The organism is Phyllobacterium sp. YR620 (assembly GCF_900104165.1).
GTDB lineage: Bacteria > Pseudomonadota > Alphaproteobacteria > Rhizobiales > Rhizobiaceae > Phyllobacterium > Phyllobacterium pellucidum.
On record NZ_FNJP01000001.1, the window covers coordinates 1,335,264 to 1,352,544 of the forward strand.

Annotated in this window: 14 protein-coding genes; 10 read left to right on the top strand and 4 right to left on the bottom strand. The window is 57.8% G+C overall.

The genetic code is table 11. The features are described 5' to 3' along the window. Nucleotides 1-79: 79 nt before the first annotated feature. From BLR72_RS06335 to mfd, 3 genes are all read left to right on the top strand, one after another. Nucleotides 80-751, top strand: a complete 672-nt coding sequence (locus BLR72_RS06335; RefSeq protein WP_139202504.1) for a hypothetical protein — start codon at nt 80-82, stop codon at nt 749-751. Nucleotides 752-1,252: 501 nt separating this feature from the next. Continuing rightward, nucleotides 1,253-1,540 carry an FAD assembly factor SdhE gene (locus tag BLR72_RS06340; protein ID WP_091946682.1) on the top strand — a complete coding sequence of 96 codons (288 nt, stop codon included), beginning with the start codon at nt 1,253-1,255 and terminating at the stop codon, nt 1,538-1,540. 7 nt (nt 1,541-1,547) lie between these two features. Beyond that, the gene (mfd, locus tag BLR72_RS06345) at nt 1,548-5,048 is read left to right on the top strand and encodes a transcription-repair coupling factor (protein WP_091946153.1); all 3,501 of its coding nucleotides are present in this window, start codon (nt 1,548-1,550) and stop codon (nt 5,046-5,048) included. Here the strand turns inward: mfd and BLR72_RS06350 are convergent. After that, nucleotides 5,045-5,716, bottom strand: a complete 672-nt coding sequence (locus BLR72_RS06350; RefSeq protein ID WP_091946156.1) for a DsbA family oxidoreductase — start codon at nt 5,714-5,716, stop codon at nt 5,045-5,047. The genes mfd and BLR72_RS06350 overlap by 4 nt on opposite strands. Nucleotides 5,717-5,725: 9 nt before the next feature. Then, nucleotides 5,726-7,450, bottom strand: a complete 1,725-nt coding sequence (locus tag BLR72_RS06355; RefSeq protein ID WP_244506625.1) for an extracellular solute-binding protein — start codon at nt 7,448-7,450, stop codon at nt 5,726-5,728. A 369-nt stretch (nt 7,451-7,819) separates the two neighbouring features. On the opposite strand from BLR72_RS06355, the gene BLR72_RS06360 reads away from it, so the two are divergent. Then, on the top strand, nt 7,820-8,440 hold the full coding sequence (locus tag BLR72_RS06360) for an invasion associated locus B family protein (RefSeq protein WP_027233247.1): 621 nt from the start codon (nt 7,820-7,822) through the stop codon (nt 8,438-8,440). A 71-nt stretch (nt 8,441-8,511) separates the two neighbouring features. Here the strand turns inward: BLR72_RS06360 and hspQ are convergent, their stop codons facing one another. After that, on the bottom strand, nt 8,512-8,847 hold the full coding sequence (hspQ, locus tag BLR72_RS06365; RefSeq protein ID WP_091946685.1) for a heat shock protein HspQ: 336 nt from the start codon (nt 8,845-8,847) through the stop codon (nt 8,512-8,514). A gap of 94 nt (nt 8,848-8,941) precedes the next feature. On the opposite strand from hspQ, the gene BLR72_RS06370 reads away from it, so the two are divergent. Together BLR72_RS06370 and BLR72_RS06375 are read left to right on the top strand one after the other, a co-directional pair. After that, a complete protein-coding gene (locus tag BLR72_RS06370; RefSeq protein WP_091946161.1) occupies nt 8,942-9,886 on the top strand; it encodes an AEC family transporter in 945 nt (314 codons plus the stop codon). A 163-nt stretch (nt 9,887-10,049) separates the two neighbouring features. Next, nucleotides 10,050-11,396: an Nramp family divalent metal transporter gene (locus BLR72_RS06375; protein WP_091946164.1), complete on the top strand. Its 1,347-nt coding sequence runs from the start codon at nt 10,050-10,052 to the stop codon at nt 11,394-11,396. Here BLR72_RS06375 and BLR72_RS06380 read toward each other — a convergent pair. Continuing rightward, nucleotides 11,393-12,595, bottom strand: coding sequence for a UbiH/UbiF family hydroxylase (locus tag BLR72_RS06380; protein ID WP_091946167.1), 1,203 nt, complete (start codon nt 12,593-12,595; stop codon nt 11,393-11,395). The two genes, BLR72_RS06375 and BLR72_RS06380, sit on opposite strands and share 4 nt — an antisense overlap. A gap of 180 nt (nt 12,596-12,775) precedes the next feature. Here BLR72_RS06380 and pcsA point away from each other — a divergent pair, with 180 nt between their 5' ends. From pcsA to BLR72_RS06400, 4 genes are all read left to right on the top strand, one after another. After that, the gene (gene pcsA, locus BLR72_RS06385) at nt 12,776-13,513 is read left to right on the top strand and encodes a phosphatidylcholine synthase (protein ID WP_036815269.1); all 738 of its coding nucleotides are present in this window, start codon (nt 12,776-12,778) and stop codon (nt 13,511-13,513) included. Then, entirely contained in the window at nt 13,513-14,490 is a 978-nt protein-coding gene (locus tag BLR72_RS06390; protein ID WP_091946169.1) for a quinone oxidoreductase family protein, read from the top strand. The genes pcsA and BLR72_RS06390 overlap by 1 nt, the downstream gene beginning before the upstream one ends. A 116-nt stretch (nt 14,491-14,606) precedes the next feature. Then, the gene (locus tag BLR72_RS06395) at nt 14,607-16,190 is read left to right on the top strand and encodes an ABC transporter ATP-binding protein (protein WP_091946172.1); all 1,584 of its coding nucleotides are present in this window, start codon (nt 14,607-14,609) and stop codon (nt 16,188-16,190) included. Further along, complete coding sequence (locus BLR72_RS06400) at nt 16,190-17,281, top strand: ABC transporter permease (protein ID WP_091946688.1); 1,092 nt, start codon at nt 16,190-16,192, stop codon at nt 17,279-17,281. Before BLR72_RS06395 ends, BLR72_RS06400 begins: the two co-directional genes overlap by 1 nt.

Here is a 17,281-nt window from a genome sequence, read left to right on the forward strand (position 1 = left end):
TATAATGATGCTTATATTCAGGTATGCGAATATTAAAAGCATCTTTAACTTAACATATACATTTACGATTAGGTGATTAATGAACACATTGTTGCTTATTATTACTTTTGCCGTGGGGTATACGGCGGCTATTCGTGGTATTAGATTCTCCGATTTTTACAAAGGGAAGATCAATGAGCCGCTCGTATCTCCAGAGGATTCCGCGCAGGGGGAAGAGATGGCTATCCCCGAACCCCCAGGCCACTCGCAGGCGGGTCTTCTCTCGAAGAAAAAAGGTGATCGTTTTGAGGAATACATCGTTCGAAAAATTCACAGTGTGGTGGGGAAGAATATTAGATTTACCGATTGGCGAAGCGATAAATACATTAATGATATTAAATATGGACCGGAGTCTAACTCGCAGCCCGATTTGGAGTACATTCTTCCGACTGGTATAAAAATCGCTGTTGAGTGCAAATGGAGGGCTAGATGGGTTGACGATCTCGAAGGAGATATCGCCATCGACATTGCTGGTCACTATGGGCAAATCAAGAAGTACAAGAAGTACGCTGCGGAAAGCACTGCTGCAACGTACATAATTATTGGCATAGGTTGGAATGTGATTAAGGATGAGCCATTGGAGATATTTATAATAGATGTTAATGCGATAGAGTTTCATTATATTAAGAAACCCGATCTGATAGAGCTATCACTGAATTGGGACGACTTCGCAAATAAATGCCTGAATATGGCCTGTGGTCCAAAACCATGAGGCTATTACCATTGTCTTAATTCTGGCCGAGATGGTCCTCAGCTCGCTCCGGCTAACCATCGTTCTCGGGCTCTGGTCCCGAGAATCCCCCCACACCGTAGCTTGAACCACCGACACCTCCGCATGGAAGATGGATCCTCGGGACAAGAGCCTCGAGGATGAGGACAGTGGCGCAGCCGTAGGTGGGAGACTCCGAGAGATGACGGCGGTGGGCGGGAATTACGAAAAATACCCTCCTCCGCGGTAGCTGGCGTTTCAGCCAGTGGGAAATAGGATCGCGACGTGGTGCCGCGGTAGGTCCATTGGCACCGCCTCCTTACCACTGCCGTCATCCTCAGGGCCATCTCCGAGGATCCATTCGCGTGGAACTTGAAAGTCCCACGGAACGGGCGACCGCACCGGATTATTGGCAGCACATTGCACGAGCAAGGCTGACACGGCCGCCGGATGCGGCTATACCCTCGCCAAAATGCGCGCATTGGTCTGAACACGGAGCCGATCATGACAGGAAGCAGTCGCACCACCGCCGACCTGCCGCTGCGACAGCGCAAGCTGTTGTTCCGGTCGTGGCACAGGGGCATGCGCGAAATGGACCTGATCCTAGGGCAATTCGCCGACGTCCATATCGAGACCTTGTCAGAACACGAACTTGACCAATATGAAGCACTCATGGAAGCTTTGGATCGCGATCTTTTGAAATGGGTCACGGGCGAAGCCGATGTTCCTGCCGAATTCGATACGCACATCTTCCACAAGATCGTCGCGTCCCGCAAAGAGATGAAATTCTGAAAATTCAATGACTGCGTTTTCCAAGCTTGGATTGAGGCCCGGTACAGCGGGCCATGTCGTTGTCGATGGTGTCGTCGATGGCTATGAGGCATTTGCGCTGGCCAAGGTCGTTGCCGAGGCAGGGGCAGGCGGCCCGGTGCTTTTTATCGCCCGCGATGGCCAGCGCGTTGCCGATCTTGAACAGGTCCTGAGTTTTGTCGCGCCCGAGCTCCCTGTGCTGCAATTGCCGGCCTGGGACTGCTTGCCCTATGACCGCGTCTCTCCGGGCGCAGATACATCGGCACGCCGCCTTGCGGCCCTTGCAGGTCTTGCCGCCTTGCGCGAACACAAGCATTCCGGGGTCATCCTCGCCACAGCCAATGCGATGCTGCAAAAGCTTCCGCCGCGCAAGGTGCTGGCTCAGCAGCTTTTCATGGCCAGGCCCGGTAATAGAATCGACATGAACGCGCTCGTGCAGCGTCTTGAAAACAATGGGTTCGAGCGCGTTCCAACGGTTCGCGACGTTGGCGAATACGCGGTACGGGGCGGCATTCTCGATCTCTTCGCGCCCGGCGCCGAAGCACCTTTGAGGCTCGATTTCTTTGGCGATACGCTGGAGACGATCCGTGCTTTCGATCCGGCAACGCAGCGAACACTGAGCCAGAAGACCGAGTTCACCATGCAGCCGATGAGCGAAATCACGCTCTCGCCCGAAGTGATCAGCCATTTCCGCTCGCAATATGTACAGACGTTCGGTGCGCCTTCGCGTGACGACGCACTCTACCAATCCATATCCGAAGGGCGCCGTTTTGCCGGAATGGAACACTGGCTGCCGATGTTCTACGACAATCTGGAGACCGTTTTCGACCACACCGGCGACATGCCGGTCGTCTTCGATCATCTTGCGCATGAATCAATGGCCGAGCGCCACAAGATGGTGCTGGACCATTTTGAAGCGCGCAGGCGTCAATCGGACGGCAAGGAGCCTGGCGATGCGGTGCCCTACAAGCCTGTCGCACCGGGCCTGCTCTATCTGACGCCGGAAGCGGTGGAGGTAGCGGCGCAGACGTCCGGCATGCGCATCGATTTCACGCCCTTCGATGCGCCGTTTGCCAGCGGCCGGTCCATCGTCCATGCCGGCGCCCATCGCGGGCGGACTTTCGTCGAGGAGCGGACTGCCAAGGATACCAATGTCTTCGACAGCGTGGTGAAACATATCGCGGACGAGCGCGCGGCGGGCAAGAAGGTGCTGCTTGCGGCCTGGAGCGAGGGCACGCGCGACCGGCTCGTCCAGGTGCTTAACGAACATGGCCTCGAAAAGATCGAGCTTGTCGACGATCTGAGGACGGTCAAGGCTCTGTCGCGCGACAAGATCACCGCCGGCGTACTTTCGCTGGAGACCGGTTTCGACGCCGGCGAACTCGTCGTTATTGCGGAACAGGACATACTCGGCGACCGGCTCATTCGACATTCCAAGCGGCGCAAGCGCGACCGCGACTTCATCAGCGAAGTATCCGCGCTCAATGCCGGCGATATCGTCGTGCACGTGGATCACGGCATCGGCCGGTTTATCGGCTTGCGCACCATCACTGCCGCCGGCGCCCCGCACGACTGCCTGGAATTGCACTATGCCGGGGATGATCGGCTGTTTCTTCCGGTCGAAAATATCGAGCTGTTGTCGAGGTTTGGCTCGGAATCCTCAACCGCCATCCTCGACAAGCTTGGCGGTGGTGCGTGGCAGGCGCGCAAGGCAAAACTCAAAAAGCGGTTGCTCGACATTGCTGGCCATCTCATCAAGATCGCCGCTGAACGGCAGATGCGGGGCGCACCTGTCCTCACGCCGCCGGATGGGCTCTACGGCGAATTTGCTGCCCGGTTCCCCTATGACGAGACTGAAGATCAGGACCGCGCCATCGATGCAGTTATCGATGATCTGGCCCTCGGCAAGCCGATGGATCGCCTCGTATGCGGTGATGTCGGCTTCGGCAAAACGGAAGTAGCGCTGCGCGCCGCCTTCGTAGCGGCGCTGAACGGCGTTCAAGTGGCTGTCGTGGTCCCGACGACTTTGCTTTCCCGCCAGCATTTCAAGACATTTTCCAACCGGTTTCAGGGGCTCCCCGTCAATGTGGCGCAGGCATCGCGACTGGTCGGCTCCAAGGAGCTTGCGGAGAACAAGAAGGGCATCGCCGAGGGAAAGGTCGATATCGCGGTCGGTACGCACGCGCTGCTCGGACAAGGTATAACGTTCAAGAACCTTGGTTTGCTGATCATCGACGAGGAGCAGCATTTCGGCGTCAAGCACAAGGAACGGCTCAAGGAACTGAAGTCGGACGTGCATGTGCTGACCCTTTCGGCAACGCCCATCCCGCGCACGCTGCAGCTTGCGCTGACCGGCGTTCGCGAATTGTCGCTTATCACGACGCCGCCTGTCGACCGCATGGCGGTGCGCACCTTTGTTTCGCCCTTCGATCCGCTCGTCATCCGCGAAACGTTGCTGCGCGAGCGCTATCGTGGGGGCCAGAGCTTCTATGTATGTCCGCGCATATCGGATCTTGCCGAAATCAAGGAGTTCCTCGACGCGCAGGTGCCGGAACTGAAGGTCGCCGTCGCACACGGCCAGATGGCGCCGGGCGAACTCGACGATATCATGAACGCCTTCTACGACGGCCAATATGATGTGCTCCTGTCAACGACGATCGTCGAGTCCGGTCTCGATATCCCGACGGCCAATACGATGATCATCCACCGCGCCGACATGTTCGGCCTGTCGCAGCTTTATCAGCTGCGTGGGCGCGTCGGCCGCTCGAAGCAGCGGGCCTATGCGCTGTTCACGCTGCCCGCGCATAAATTGCTGACGCAGACGGCCGAGCGCCGCCTGAAGGTGCTGCAGTCGCTCGATACGCTCGGCGCGGGCTTCCAGCTTGCCAGCCACGACATGGATATCCGCGGCGCCGGCAATCTTCTGGGCGAAGAACAATCGGGCCATATCCGTGAGGTCGGGTTCGAGCTTTACCAGCAGATGCTCGAAGAAGCGGTCGCCGAGATCAAGGGAACGGGCGAAATAGAAGACAGCCATTGGTCGCCGCAGATATCCGTTGGCACGGCGGTGATGATTCCCGAAGCCTATGTGCCGGATCTGCAGTTGCGCCTCGGCCTTTATCGCCGTCTCGCAGATCTCGAGGAACTGCAGGATATTGACGGGTTTGGCGCCGAACTGATCGACCGGTTCGGCCCATTGCCCGAGGAAGTGCAGCACCTCCTGAAGATCGTCTATATCAAGGCGCTCTGCCGCCGCGCCAATGTCGACAAGCTCGACGCCGGCCCGAAGGGTGTGGTGATCCAGTTCCGCAACAAGACGTTCAACAATCCCGCAGCGCTCGTCAAGATGATCGGCGAGCAGGGCTCAATGGCGAAGATCAGGCCGGATCAGAGCATCGTGCTCGTTCGCGACTGGCCGACGGCGGAAAAGCGCCTGAACGGCGCTGCGGTTGTCATGACGCAACTTGCGAAACTGGTGGATGCCGCCTAGGCGGCTCCGCTTCCAGGCTCGAAACCGTCCGCCGTCTGGCGGATTGCGTCGGCCAACGTCTCGGCCGATTGCGCGCCCATCACCGCATATTTCTGGTCGAGGATGAAGCAGGGAACACCGCGCACGCCGATCTGGTTCGCCGTATCGATCTCCTGCCTTACACCAACCGCATCGGCATCCGTTGGCAGGAGGCTCGCCACGATGGCGACATCCATGCCAGCCTCTTCAGCGGCTTGAAGCAGAACCTCGGCGTCGCCAATATCCTTGCCTTGCTCGAAATAGTAGGAAAACAGGATGCCGACGAGCGTGTCCTGGACATTCGGCTGAGCTTGCGATGCCCAGCGGATCAGGCGGTGCGCGTCGAGCGTATTGGGGCTTATCTCGATCGAATCGAAGTCGAACTCAATGCCGACCTCCTTGCCGAGTTCAGTAAGCTGTTGATGGATCTCGAAGATCCGGTCCGAGCTGCCGAACTTTTCCTGCATGTAACGCTTGCGGTCCTTGCCTTGCGGCGGAATCGTCGGATCAAGCTGGAACGGCCGCCAGTTCACCGACACATCGATGTCTGGATTGAGCTCGAGCGCCTGTTCGAGCCGCTTTCGCCCGACGAAACACCAGGGGCAAACGACATCCGACACCACGTCGATGGTGAATTTCTTTTCGGGCATATCTTCAACCTATCGTTTGTCAGACCACCATGTGTTCAGCTGGTTTCCCACGAGGGAGGTCTTTTCGGGATGTTGCAGGTGCGACCACCGCGCAACCCATTGCTCCGGCTGATAATAGATCGGAATCATATAATGGCCAGAGATCAAAAGCCTGTCGAGAGCGCGGACCGTGCTGGTAAACTCTTCCTGTCCGCGTACCGCCAGCATCTTGTCGAGGAGGGCATCGATGGCCGGATTGGCAACGCCGGCATAATTGAAACTGCCTTCGACATCCTTCGACTGGCTGCCCCAACGGTAAAATTGCTCATAGCCGGGTGACAGCGAACTCGCATAGGCGCCGAGTATCATGTCATAATCGAAGGTCTGCAGCCGTTTCTGGTACTGGGCGTCATCGACGGTCCTGATGGTGACGCCGATACCAAGCCGCTCAAGGGTGCGCTTATAGGCAAGACCCAAGCGTTCCTCGCCAACGGATCGCGTCATGATTTCGAAGGTGAGGGGAGTTCCGTGTGGATCGAGCATCCGTTCGTTTTCGATCCTGTAGCCCCGCTCGGTCAGGATATCGAAGGCACGCTTCATTTCCTTGCGGTCGCGCCCCGTGCCGTCTGTTTGCGGCGGCACGAACGAACCGTCCATCACGTCCGGCTGGAGAGAATCCGTAAAGGGCGCAAGCCACTCGCGCTCCATAGCATCGGCAGGACGTCCCAGCGCCGAAAGTTCCGATCCTTGCCAATAGCTGCCGAGCCGCCGGTAACGTCCGGCATAGAGGTTGCGGTTCGCCCATTCGAAATCGAACATCAGTGCCAGCGCCTGACGAACCGCTCGATCCTGAAATTTCGGGCGGCGCGTGTTGAAAAGAAACCCGAACATGTTGGCAGGCGAGTGTTTTTCGAATGTATCCTTGATAACCCGGCCATCGCGTATGGCCGGGAAGTCATATGAAGTCGCCCACTTGTTGGGATCGCCCTCGAGGAACACATCGAAAACGCCCTTCTTGAAGGCTTCGAACTGCGCCTGGTCGTTGCGGAAATATTCAACGGTCACCGTGTCGAAATTATTGAAGCCGATGCGGCTCGGCACATCTTTCCCCCAATAATCCGGATTGCGCTTGTAGACGATGCGCTGACCCGGCTGCACCTGTGAGACCGTATAGGGTCCGCTGCCCACAGGAATCGAGAGAGGCGAACTGTCGAACGTATCGATGTTGATGGCATGTTTGGGAAGAACTGGCATTAACGAGAGGATCAGCGGAAATTCCCGGTTGGCCTGGTCGTTGAACGTAAAGCGAATGCCGCGCTCACCAATCTGCTCGATCTTCGAAATGAGCTTCATCCGGCCGCTGAAGGGTGGGCGGCCCTTTTTTGTCAGCAGGTCGAAGGTGAATATCACGTCGTCGGGCGTAACCGGCTCGCCATCAGACCATTTTGCTTTGGGATTCAGCGTAAATTCGACCCAGGTTCGCTCATCGTCGGTTTCGACTTTTTCAGCGAGCAGGCCATACATGGTGAACGGCTCATGGGCGTTGCGTTGCATCAGCGATTCATAGACGAGATCGCCGAACTCGCCGTCGCTGAACAGGCCACGCGCGTATGTCCGCATGCTCTTGACCAGGAACGGGTTGAGGCTGTCAAACGTGCCGACGACACCATAGGTGATCGAGCCTTCCTTGGGGGCATCCGGATTGACATAGGGGAAATGCTTGTAGTCCGCGGGCAGGGCCGGTTCTCCGTGCATGGCGATTCCATGCCTCGGTTCGGCAAATGCGCCGCTTGTGGTACAACAAATCGTGGCAAGTATAGCCAGCGCCTGGGTAGTTTTCTTCAACATCGTCTCGACCTAGCATTCCCGGAAGCCGGGAATTCATTCTGATTCGTGACAGAGACTACCACTTGACGACGATTCTGCGGCGTGCGCCGTAAATCCTCGAGGGGAATCCCCAACTAGTCCAAAAGGTGGCTGGATTTGAGAGAACATGCAGTGTAACACGGCCTTCGATATTCAAAGGGTCACTCTCTTGCCGCATTTGGCAACCAAAGCCAGACAGGCAAATAAAGATGATCGAGATACACTTAGGATAAGTGCGCTGAAAGGAACCAGTTGACCATGTCCAACCCGAAGTCCATCGCGGCAACCGCATCATTCGCTGGTGCCATCGCATTGCTCGCCGCCGCGGCAGTACCAGCAGCAGCCCAGCAGCAGAGAGCGCCGCAAGGTTGGTTCAAGGTCTGCTCCAAGCAGGAAGAAAACGATATCTGCAACACCCAGAACATCGTGACTGCCGATAGCGGCCAGCTCCTGACCGCGGTCAACCTCATCGAGATCAAGGGCAAGATCAACCGCAAGATCTTCCAGGTATCGGTTCCGACCGGCCGTCTCATTCCTCCGGGCGTCGGCCTCCAGATCAATGGCGGCAAGACCCAGAAGATCGAGTACGCGATCTGCTTCCCGGATCGTTGCATTTCGGAAGTCGCCTTGTCGGACGATCTGCTCAACTCCTTCAAGAAGGGCAACCAGTTGACGCTGACTTCGGTCAACTTCCAGAACAAGCCTAACCCGATCAATGTCGCTCTGACCGGCTTCAGCCAGGCCTATGACGGCCCCGGCCTGCAGCAGAACGAACTCGAACAGCGCCAGAAGACGCTGCAGAGCGAAGTTCAGAAGCGCCAGAAGGAATTTGAAGACAAGATGAAGGCCGAACAGGAAAAGGCGAAAGCCGGCAACTGATCAGTTAGCGCACACAAAAAAGGGACGCGGTGACGCGTCCCTTTTTTATTGTCCGGATTCGGTGTGGGGTGTTAGTTGAGATGCGGCCGCTTGACCCGATAGACGCCACCCTCGATCTTTTCGAACACGTTCTTGATCTGCGGGTGGCGCAAAGGTGTTCCGGTCGTATCGGCAACGAGGTTTTGCTCCGAAACATAGGCCACGTATTCTGTCTCGGAGTTCTCGGCGAAGAGATGGTAGAAGGGCTGGTCGCGATGCGGCCTGATCTCTTCGGGAATGGACTGATACCATTCTTCGGTGTTGCTGAACTCGGGATCAACGTCGAAAATCACGCCACGAAACGCAAAAATGCGGTGGCTGACGACCTGACCGATCTGAAATTTGGCATGCCGTATCTGTTTTATCATCGTCATTCAGGATAGATATCCGTTTCTGTCCAATCCCGCGAGCCTAAAGCGTCCTTGCTCTTGTTTCCGGCGCGGCAAACCTCAAAGCCTGCTTATGCTTGATGTATTCAACCTGGTCTTACCTTTCTTTGGGCTGATTTTTCTTGGCTTTTTCGTGGCCAAGGTAAAACATCAGCCGCTCGAGGCGCTCGGGTGGATGAATACGTTCATCGTCTATGTGGCGCTTCCGGCGCTGTTTTTCCAGATTTTGTCGAAGACGCCGGTGGCCGAATTGACGCAGTGGGGCTTTATCATTGGCTGCACCGCATCGACCTTCCTGATCTTCATGGCAATGTATGTGGTCGCTTTCGTGCGCACACGCCGCATTGACGAGAGCACCATTCAGGGGCTCGCGGCGGCCTACGGCAATATTGGCTTCATGGGCCCGGCGCTGGCGATCCTTGCTTTCGGTGCGCCGGCAGCTGTCCCGGTCGCACTCATCTTCTGCTTTGACAACACGTTGCATTTCGTGATGGCGCCGTTGATGATGGCGCTTTCCGGCAACGACAAGCGCTCGCCGCGCGATCTCGCCGTCGGGGTGCTCAAGAAGATATTCGGCCACCCTTTCATAATCGCCACCATTTTCGGGGTAGGCGCGGCCATCACGGGACTGGAGCCGCCTGTGGCGGTCGACCGTATGATCGATTTTCTCGCCCGTGCGGCGGCGCCCTGCGCGCTCTTCGCCATGGGCGCGACGCTGGCGCTGCGTCCCTTGCGACGTGTGCCGAAGGAACTCTATCTGATTGTTCCGCTGAAGCTCGTCGTCCAGCCCATACTGATTTACTGCGTCTTGCACCTGGCCGGCGATTTCCCACCGGTATGGGTCTATACGGCAATGCTCATGGCGGCCTTGCCAACCGCGACGAATGTCTTCGTCATAGCCCAGCAATACGGGGTCTGGGTCGAGCGCGCGTCGAGTTCGGTGCTCGCGACCACCCTATTTTCGATCGTAACATTGACACTTTGGCTCTACGCCATGACACATGGACTGGTTGGTTGAGCCTTCATAGCTCCGCACCTGTAGTCCCCTTCGCGCCCGGCTGCTCGCTATCGGCTAGCTAGTTTGTATCAATTCTAAAGTTTTGTGCGCCACCCCCTTGCGGCTGTGGCGTCCATCTGTTTATATAGTTGCGAATGATTTGCAATTGCGTTTCGGAGAATTCATGGATCAGCTAGCGCAGCACACCCCGGCGGCCGCTGGATGGCGGCATGCCCGGGGCGAGGCATCTTTGTCCGACGTTCATCGTTCGGTCGCTGTGCGCTCGACCGGACCGGGCTGGCGGCGTGCCGCGGCATTTGTTGGGCCAGGCTATCTGGTGGCGGTCGGCTACATGGATCCCGGCAATTGGGCGACATCGCTCGCCGGTGGTTCGAAGTTTGGCTATTCGCTGCTTGTTGTCGCGCTGATCTCCAACATCATGGCGATCGTTCTGCAGGCTCTCTGCGCGCGTTTGGCGATCGGATCGGGCAGGGACCTTGCGCAGGCTTGCCGGGATGCATTTCCAAAGCCCGTTGCCTATACGCTGTGGTTCCTTGCGGAAATCGCCATCATCGCAACCGATATTGCGGAAGTCATTGGCACGGCGATCGGCCTCAATCTTATTTTTGGCATTCCACTCGAAATCGGCGTCCTCATCACTGCGCTCGATGTTTTCCTTATCCTGTACCTTCAGAAGTTGGGCTTCCGCTGGGTGGAAGCGTTGATCATTACGCTGCTTGGCGTGATTGCTGTCTGCTTCGGCATCCAGATTTTTCTTGCCGATCCTGAATGGGGCGCCGTGATCAAGGGCTTTGCCCCGACGACTGAAATCGTGACCAATCCGGAAATGCTGTATCTGGCACTGGGTATCCTCGGCGCCACGGTGATGCCGCACAATCTCTACCTGCATTCGGGGATCGTGCAGACGCGCGCCTACGGCGATACGCTGCCCGAGAAACGGCAGGCGCTGAAATATGCTACGATCGATTCGACCGCGGCGCTGATGTTTGCACTTCTTATCAACGCTTCGATCCTGATCCTCGCCGCAGCGACCTTCCATACGACCGGCCGCACGGAGGTTGCGGAACTTGGCGAAGCACATTCCCTGCTTGCGCCCTTGCTCGGTCTTGCGATCGCGCCCACCCTGTTCGGCATTGCGCTCTTGTGCTGCGGCATCAACTCGACGGTCACAGCCACGCTTGCTGGTCAGATCGTCATGGAGGGCTTTCTCCACATCAAGCTCGCACCATGGTTGCGCAGGCTGATAACCCGCGCGATTGCGATTATCCCAGCTGCGATCGTGACGATCTGGTATGGCGAAAGCGGAACGGCGAAGCTGCTCGTACTCACCCAGGTGGTGCTCAGCCTGCAACTGTCATTTGCAGTGTTCCCACTCGTCATGTTCACGGCAAGCAAGGCCAAGATGGGCGCTTTGGTCTCACCGCGCTGGCTGACCACGTTTGCCGTCATCATTGCGATCGTGATCGCCGTACTCAATGTGAAGCTGCTTTACGACTTCGTTCTTGCCTAATGTTCAGGGGCAGTGTGCTTGCGCGTAAAGCGGAAGCCGCTGCCCGGACGAAGCCCTTCACGCATGACGAAGCCGCGCAGGGGCGAAAACACCCGCAACAACTCCAGGCCCCCACTGCGGACCATCTGCACTGGAAGGAAATCAGACAAGAGCGATCTGTTCAGTGCATCGACCGCACCCGTCCGCGCAAAGATGTCAGGGCTGCGCTTGCGGTTATAGGTCGAGATGACCCGTGACGAGCCGAGATCGGCCCCGTCGGTCGGGAAGGTCTCGAGCAGGGTCTCGACGTCCCTTACGCCGAGGTTGAGACCTTGCGCGCCTATGGGCGGGAAAACATGAGCGGATTCGCCGGCGAGAAACACGCGATTTCGAGCGAACGATGTCGGAACCAGGCCGGAGAGCGGCCAGCTTTGCGGATCGACATCAATGGTCACTGCGCCGAGCATGGACTGCATGCGCTCTTCCACCCGCATTGCGAGCTGGTCGCGGGTGAGTTCAAGCAGTTCAACCGCGTGCGCCGGCGTCGTCACCCATACGAGGCTCGACCGCTTCCCCTGGAGCGGGACCTGCGTGAACGGTCCGTGCTCGGTGTGGAACTCCGTCGAAATGTCGTGGTGGTCGCGCGTGTGGCTGAAGCTCAAGACGATGGCCGTCTGGTTGTATGACCAGGTCCGGGCGGAAATGCCTGCCGCCTCGCGGGCAAGTGAGGACCGGCCATCCGCCGCAATCACAATGTTCGCAGTAATGCTCGAGCCATCATTGGCTTCCACCGTAATTGCGTCGTCGCTCGGGTGGTAGTGGCTGGCCGAGGCAGCAATGTGCCTCGCGCCTGAATGCTTAAGTGCGTCAGCAAGGACCGACGTCAGTGTCACATTGGGAATATTGTAACCAAATGCCGGTTCATCAATCTCGCTGGCCTCGAACGTGACGGCAGGGCTGCGGATCAGACGCTGCGTGCCGTCGAGGATGCGCATCGTGGTAATCGGGGCTGCGTGCGGTTCGATCGCTTCCCACAGGCCGATCTTTTCCAGGAACTTGATGGCTGGCATCATCAGCGCAGTGGTGCGCTTGTCGGAGGCTTCAGGCACGACGCCGAGGCTGACGACATTGTCGAACGAGCGGGCCGTGGCGATCGCCGCAATCAGCCCGACGTGCCCAGCTCCGGCAATGACGATCGGATCGGTTCTGGTGCTGGTCATATCTGTCTCCCATTTGCGGGCCCGTGCGGGGCTTTCAACAGTTTATATGAGTTTCATTGCTTGCGCTTTCAGCCAATTTCAAGAAAAGCTGATCGCAAATCGTTCGTCGTTGCCAAGATATAACGGCAGGCGTTTAATTGTGATGCAGCAGATTGGCGCGGACCCTTGAAAAAACCTACCATGCCCAAGGGCGTCAAGCCCAAGAAAGTGACGGCGCCGCAAGCAAAGGCTTTCTCGGTCCATCTGTTGACGGCGTCCGGTTCGTTTCTGGCGTTTCTTTCCGTCGTCGCCGCCAGCGAGGAAAGCTGGACCGCCATGTTCTGGTGGCTCGGACTTGCCTTGTTCGTTGACGGCATCGATGGTCCGATCGCCCGCAAGCTGGAAGTCAAGTACGTCCTGCCCAATTGGTCGGGAGAGCTCCTCGACAATATCATCGACTACATGACCTATGTGCTCATCCCCGCCTTCGCGCTCTACCAGCGCGGCTTCATGGGCGAGGGCCTGTCGTTTCTCGCAGCGGCCATCATCGTCGTATCGAGCGCTATCTACTACGCTGACACAGGCATGAAGACGAAGGAGAACTTCTTCAAAGGGTTCCCGGTTGTCTGGAACATGATTGTTTTCACCTTGTTCATCGTGCGGCCCGGCGAATGGGTGGCTTTTGCAATCGTTCTCGTTGCCGCAATCGTTTCATTCCTGCCGATCTATTTCCTGCATCCGGTGCGCGTGCAGCGTTTGCGCAACCTCAATCTGACGATATTTTTCCTCTGGTGCGGCTTTGGGGCGTTCTCGCTGTTTCAAGAACTTGATTCGCCGCTTTGGGTGCGCATTGGCATTTCCGTTACGGGGATCTATCTTTTTTTCATCGGCGCCGTAATGCAGTTGTTCCCCAATTTGGGGCGGACGGAGAAAGCGTGATGGTCAAGGCTGTTCGTATTCATCAAACCGGCGGGCCGGAAGCATTGACTTACGAAGATGTTTCGGTTGGGGCGCCAGGACCGGGCGAGGTGCGCATCCGAAATGAAGCGATCGGCCTTAACTTTCTCGATGTCTATTATCGAACGGGTCTCTACCCGTCGCCGACTCCGCTGCCGCTGATTCCAGGCCACGAGGGCGCCGGCGTTGTGCTTGCCGTTGGCGAAGGTGCCGGATGGCTGAAGCCCGGCGACCGCGTCGCCTACACCGGTCCGATCGGTGCTTATGCGCAAGAGCGGCTCATTCCGGCCGATCGCCTTGTCAAAGTCCCGGATGAAATTCCGCTGCAACAAGCGGCAGCGATGATGCTTAAGGGCCTTACGGCCCAGTACCTTTTGCGCCAGACTTTCCCGGTGAAAAAAGGTGACACGATCCTCTTTCACGCGGCTGCCGGCGGCGTCGGTCTCATCGCTGGACAATGGGCAAGACATCTTGGCGCGACGGTCATCGGCACCGCCGGTTCAGAAGACAAGGTGAAGCTCGCCCTCGATCATGGCTACGACCATGTCATCAATTACCGCAGTGAGAATTTTGTGGAGCGGGTGAAAGAGCTGACCGGCGGCAAAGGCGTCGATGTCGTCTACGACTCCGTCGGCAAGGACACGTTCGACGGCTCGCTGGATTGCCTGCGGCCGCGCGGAATGATCGTGTGTTTTGGTCAGTCATCCGGACCGGTGCCGCCATTCGACCTGGGCATTCTCTCGCGCAAGGGATCGCTCTACCTTACGCGTCCGACGCTCTTCGTCTACGTCGCCGCGCGCGAGGCGCTCGAAAGCGGTGCCAACGAACTTTTCGACCTCGTTGCAAAGGGCGTCATCCGTATTGAAGTCGGCCGGACCTACCCGCTGAAGGATGTCGCCAATGCTCACCGCGACCTTGAAGCCCGTAAGACGACCGGCACGACCGTGCTCATTCCTTAAGCCTCTGATGTTCGTGCACGATTAATGTGCGCAAATGGCCGCAACCACTCGTTTTGCACTTTCCAAGTTTGGCCGGGGTAGCATAGGATCAGGAACGGTCTTGGCCGCGGGGAACGATGACACAAAAAAGAATAGACGGCTCTGAAACAGCGCTACTGGAAGCTGACAAGCTCACCAAAATTTTCGGCACACTCAAAGCCTGCGACGAAATCGACCTGAGAATTAGCGCCGGCGAGATTCACTCGCTGCTCGGCGAGAACGGCGCTGGAAAATCGACGCTGGTGAAGATGCTGTTTGGCGCATTGCAGCCAAGTTCCGGCAGCATTTCCTGGAAGGGAAACGCTGTCACGGTGACCAATCCAGCCATGGGAAGATCGCTCGGTATCGGTATGGTTTTCCAGCATTTTTCGCTCTTTGATGCGCTGACTGCAGCAGAGAATATCGCCCTTTCGCTCGACGAAAAAACGCCGCTCGATACGATCGCCGCGCGTGCTCGCGAAATCGGCGATGCCTATGGGTTGCCGGTCGATCCCTATGCGCTTGTCGGCGACCTTTCCGTCGGTGAGCGGCAGCGAATCGAGATCATTCGCTGCCTGTTACAAAACCCTGACCTTATCATTCTGGACGAACCGACATCGGTGCTGACACCACAGGAAGCAGACCTGCTTTTCGTGACACTGGAACGGCTTCGCTCTGAAGGAAAATCCATTCTCTATATCAGCCACCGGCTGGAGGAGGTCCGGCGCCTGTGCGATCGGGCAACCGTTCTTCGGCACGGCAAAGTTGTGGGTCAATGCGACCCCCGGGCCGAGACAGCCGCATCTCTGGCGCGGATGATGGTAGGCAGCGACATCCACGTCATCGAGCGTAGTCCGGTGCAAAAATCTGCTGAACAGAGCCTGCCGCTTGTCGAGGTCAACGGATTGTCGCAGCGGCCGCGCGGCCCCTTTTCGGTTTCGCTGCACGATATCCGCCTTGCCGTCCAGGCTGGCGAAATCCTCGGCATCGCAGGTGTCGCCGGAAACGGGCAGGGCGAATTGTTCGAGGCAATTTCCGGGGAGGTTCTGCAGGAGCGGCCCGACGTAATCCGGCTTCGCGGCAAGGATGCTGGCAGGATCGGTATTTCGGCCCGGCGCAAGCTTGGTGCCGCTTTCGTGCCGGAAGAGCGCCTCGGCCATGGTGCTGTGCCAGATATGTCGCTGACCAACAATCTCCTTCTTTCGCGCCATGCGACGGATCGTAAGGTATTTCTTACCGGCGGCGCGCTCAAGCTCGTCGCAGAGTCCAGTCTTGCCTCGGCGGCTAAGCGCATCATAGGCCGCATGGACGTCCGCAAAAGCGCAGAAAACCCCGATGCGTCAGCGCTTTCTGGCGGAAACCTGCAGAAGTTCCTGATCGGCCGCGAGCTTGATCGCAACCCTTCAGTGATGATCGTCAACCAGCCGACATGGGGCGTGGACGCCGGCGCGGCCGCGCATATCCGCCAGGCGCTCGTCGACCTTGCCAGGAGCGGCTCGGCCGTGATTGTGATCAGCCAGGACCTCGATGAGCTTTTCGAAATTTCCGACCGCATCGCCGCGATGGTGCATGGCCGGCTTTCTGAATCCGTGCCTATCGAAGCCATGAACCGCGAACGCGTCGGCTTGATGATGGGCGGTGCCGAGCACGCCGCACCCCTGGCGAGTGCAGGGGCAGCATGATGCGGATAGAAATCGTCAGACGCCCGCAACACTCGGTGCTTTTCAGTGCGCTGTCGCCCTTCATCGCCCTGTTTCTCACGGTCATTGCTGGAGCAATTCTTTTCTCGTTGCTCGGCAAGAATCCATTTGCGGCGCTCTATTCCTATTTCGTCGAGCCGCTCACCGAGGTCTGGTCGATCCACGAATTATTGGTGAAAGCCGCGCCGCTTATCCTGATTGCAGTCGGCTTGTCGGTCTGCTTCCTTTCGAACAACTGGAACATCGGCGCCGAAGGTCAGCTGATCGCAGGCGGGATAGCCGGATCGATCCTTCCGGTAATGTTTCCGGATTTTCAAGGCTGGTACGTTCTGCCGTTGATGCTGCTATTCAGCATGGCGGGTGGAATGGCATATGCGACGATCCCGGCCTATCTCAAGGTACGTTTCAATACCAACGAGATCCTGACGAGCCTCATGCTCGTCTATGTCGCGCAGCTTTTCCTCGATTGGCTGGTACGCGGTCCGTGGCGCAACCCGCAAGGCTACAACTTTCCCGAGACGGTGCAGTTCAACGACAGCGCTATCCTCCCGGCCATCTGGGCCGATTCGGGTCGAGCGCATTGGGGCTTCATTATTGCGCTGATCGCAGCTGTCGTCGTCTGGTTCATGCTGTCGCGCACGCTCAACGGCTTCGAGATCAAGGTGCTCGGCCGCAGTTCGCGGGCAGGGCGCTTTGCCGGTTTCAGCGCGGGCCGGCTTACCTTCTTTGCCTTCCTTGTATCCGGTGCGCTTGCGGGCCTCGCCGGCATTGCTGAAGTCTCCGGCGCCGTCGGCCAGTTGCGGACGACGATTACGCCCGGATATGGCTTCACTGCGATCATCGTCGCGTTCCTCGGGCGGCTCAATCCGCTCGGCATCGTTGCCGCGGGACTGGTTCTGGCACTATCCTATCTCGGGGGCGAGGCGGCGCAGATCTCGCTCGGTATATCGGAAAAGTCAGCCCGCATTTTCCAGGGCATCATCCTTTTCTTCGTGTTGGCCAGCGACACGCTGATCTACTACCGCATAAGGTTCGTAACGCGTCTCGGCGACGCCGTGGCAAAGGGCGCCTGA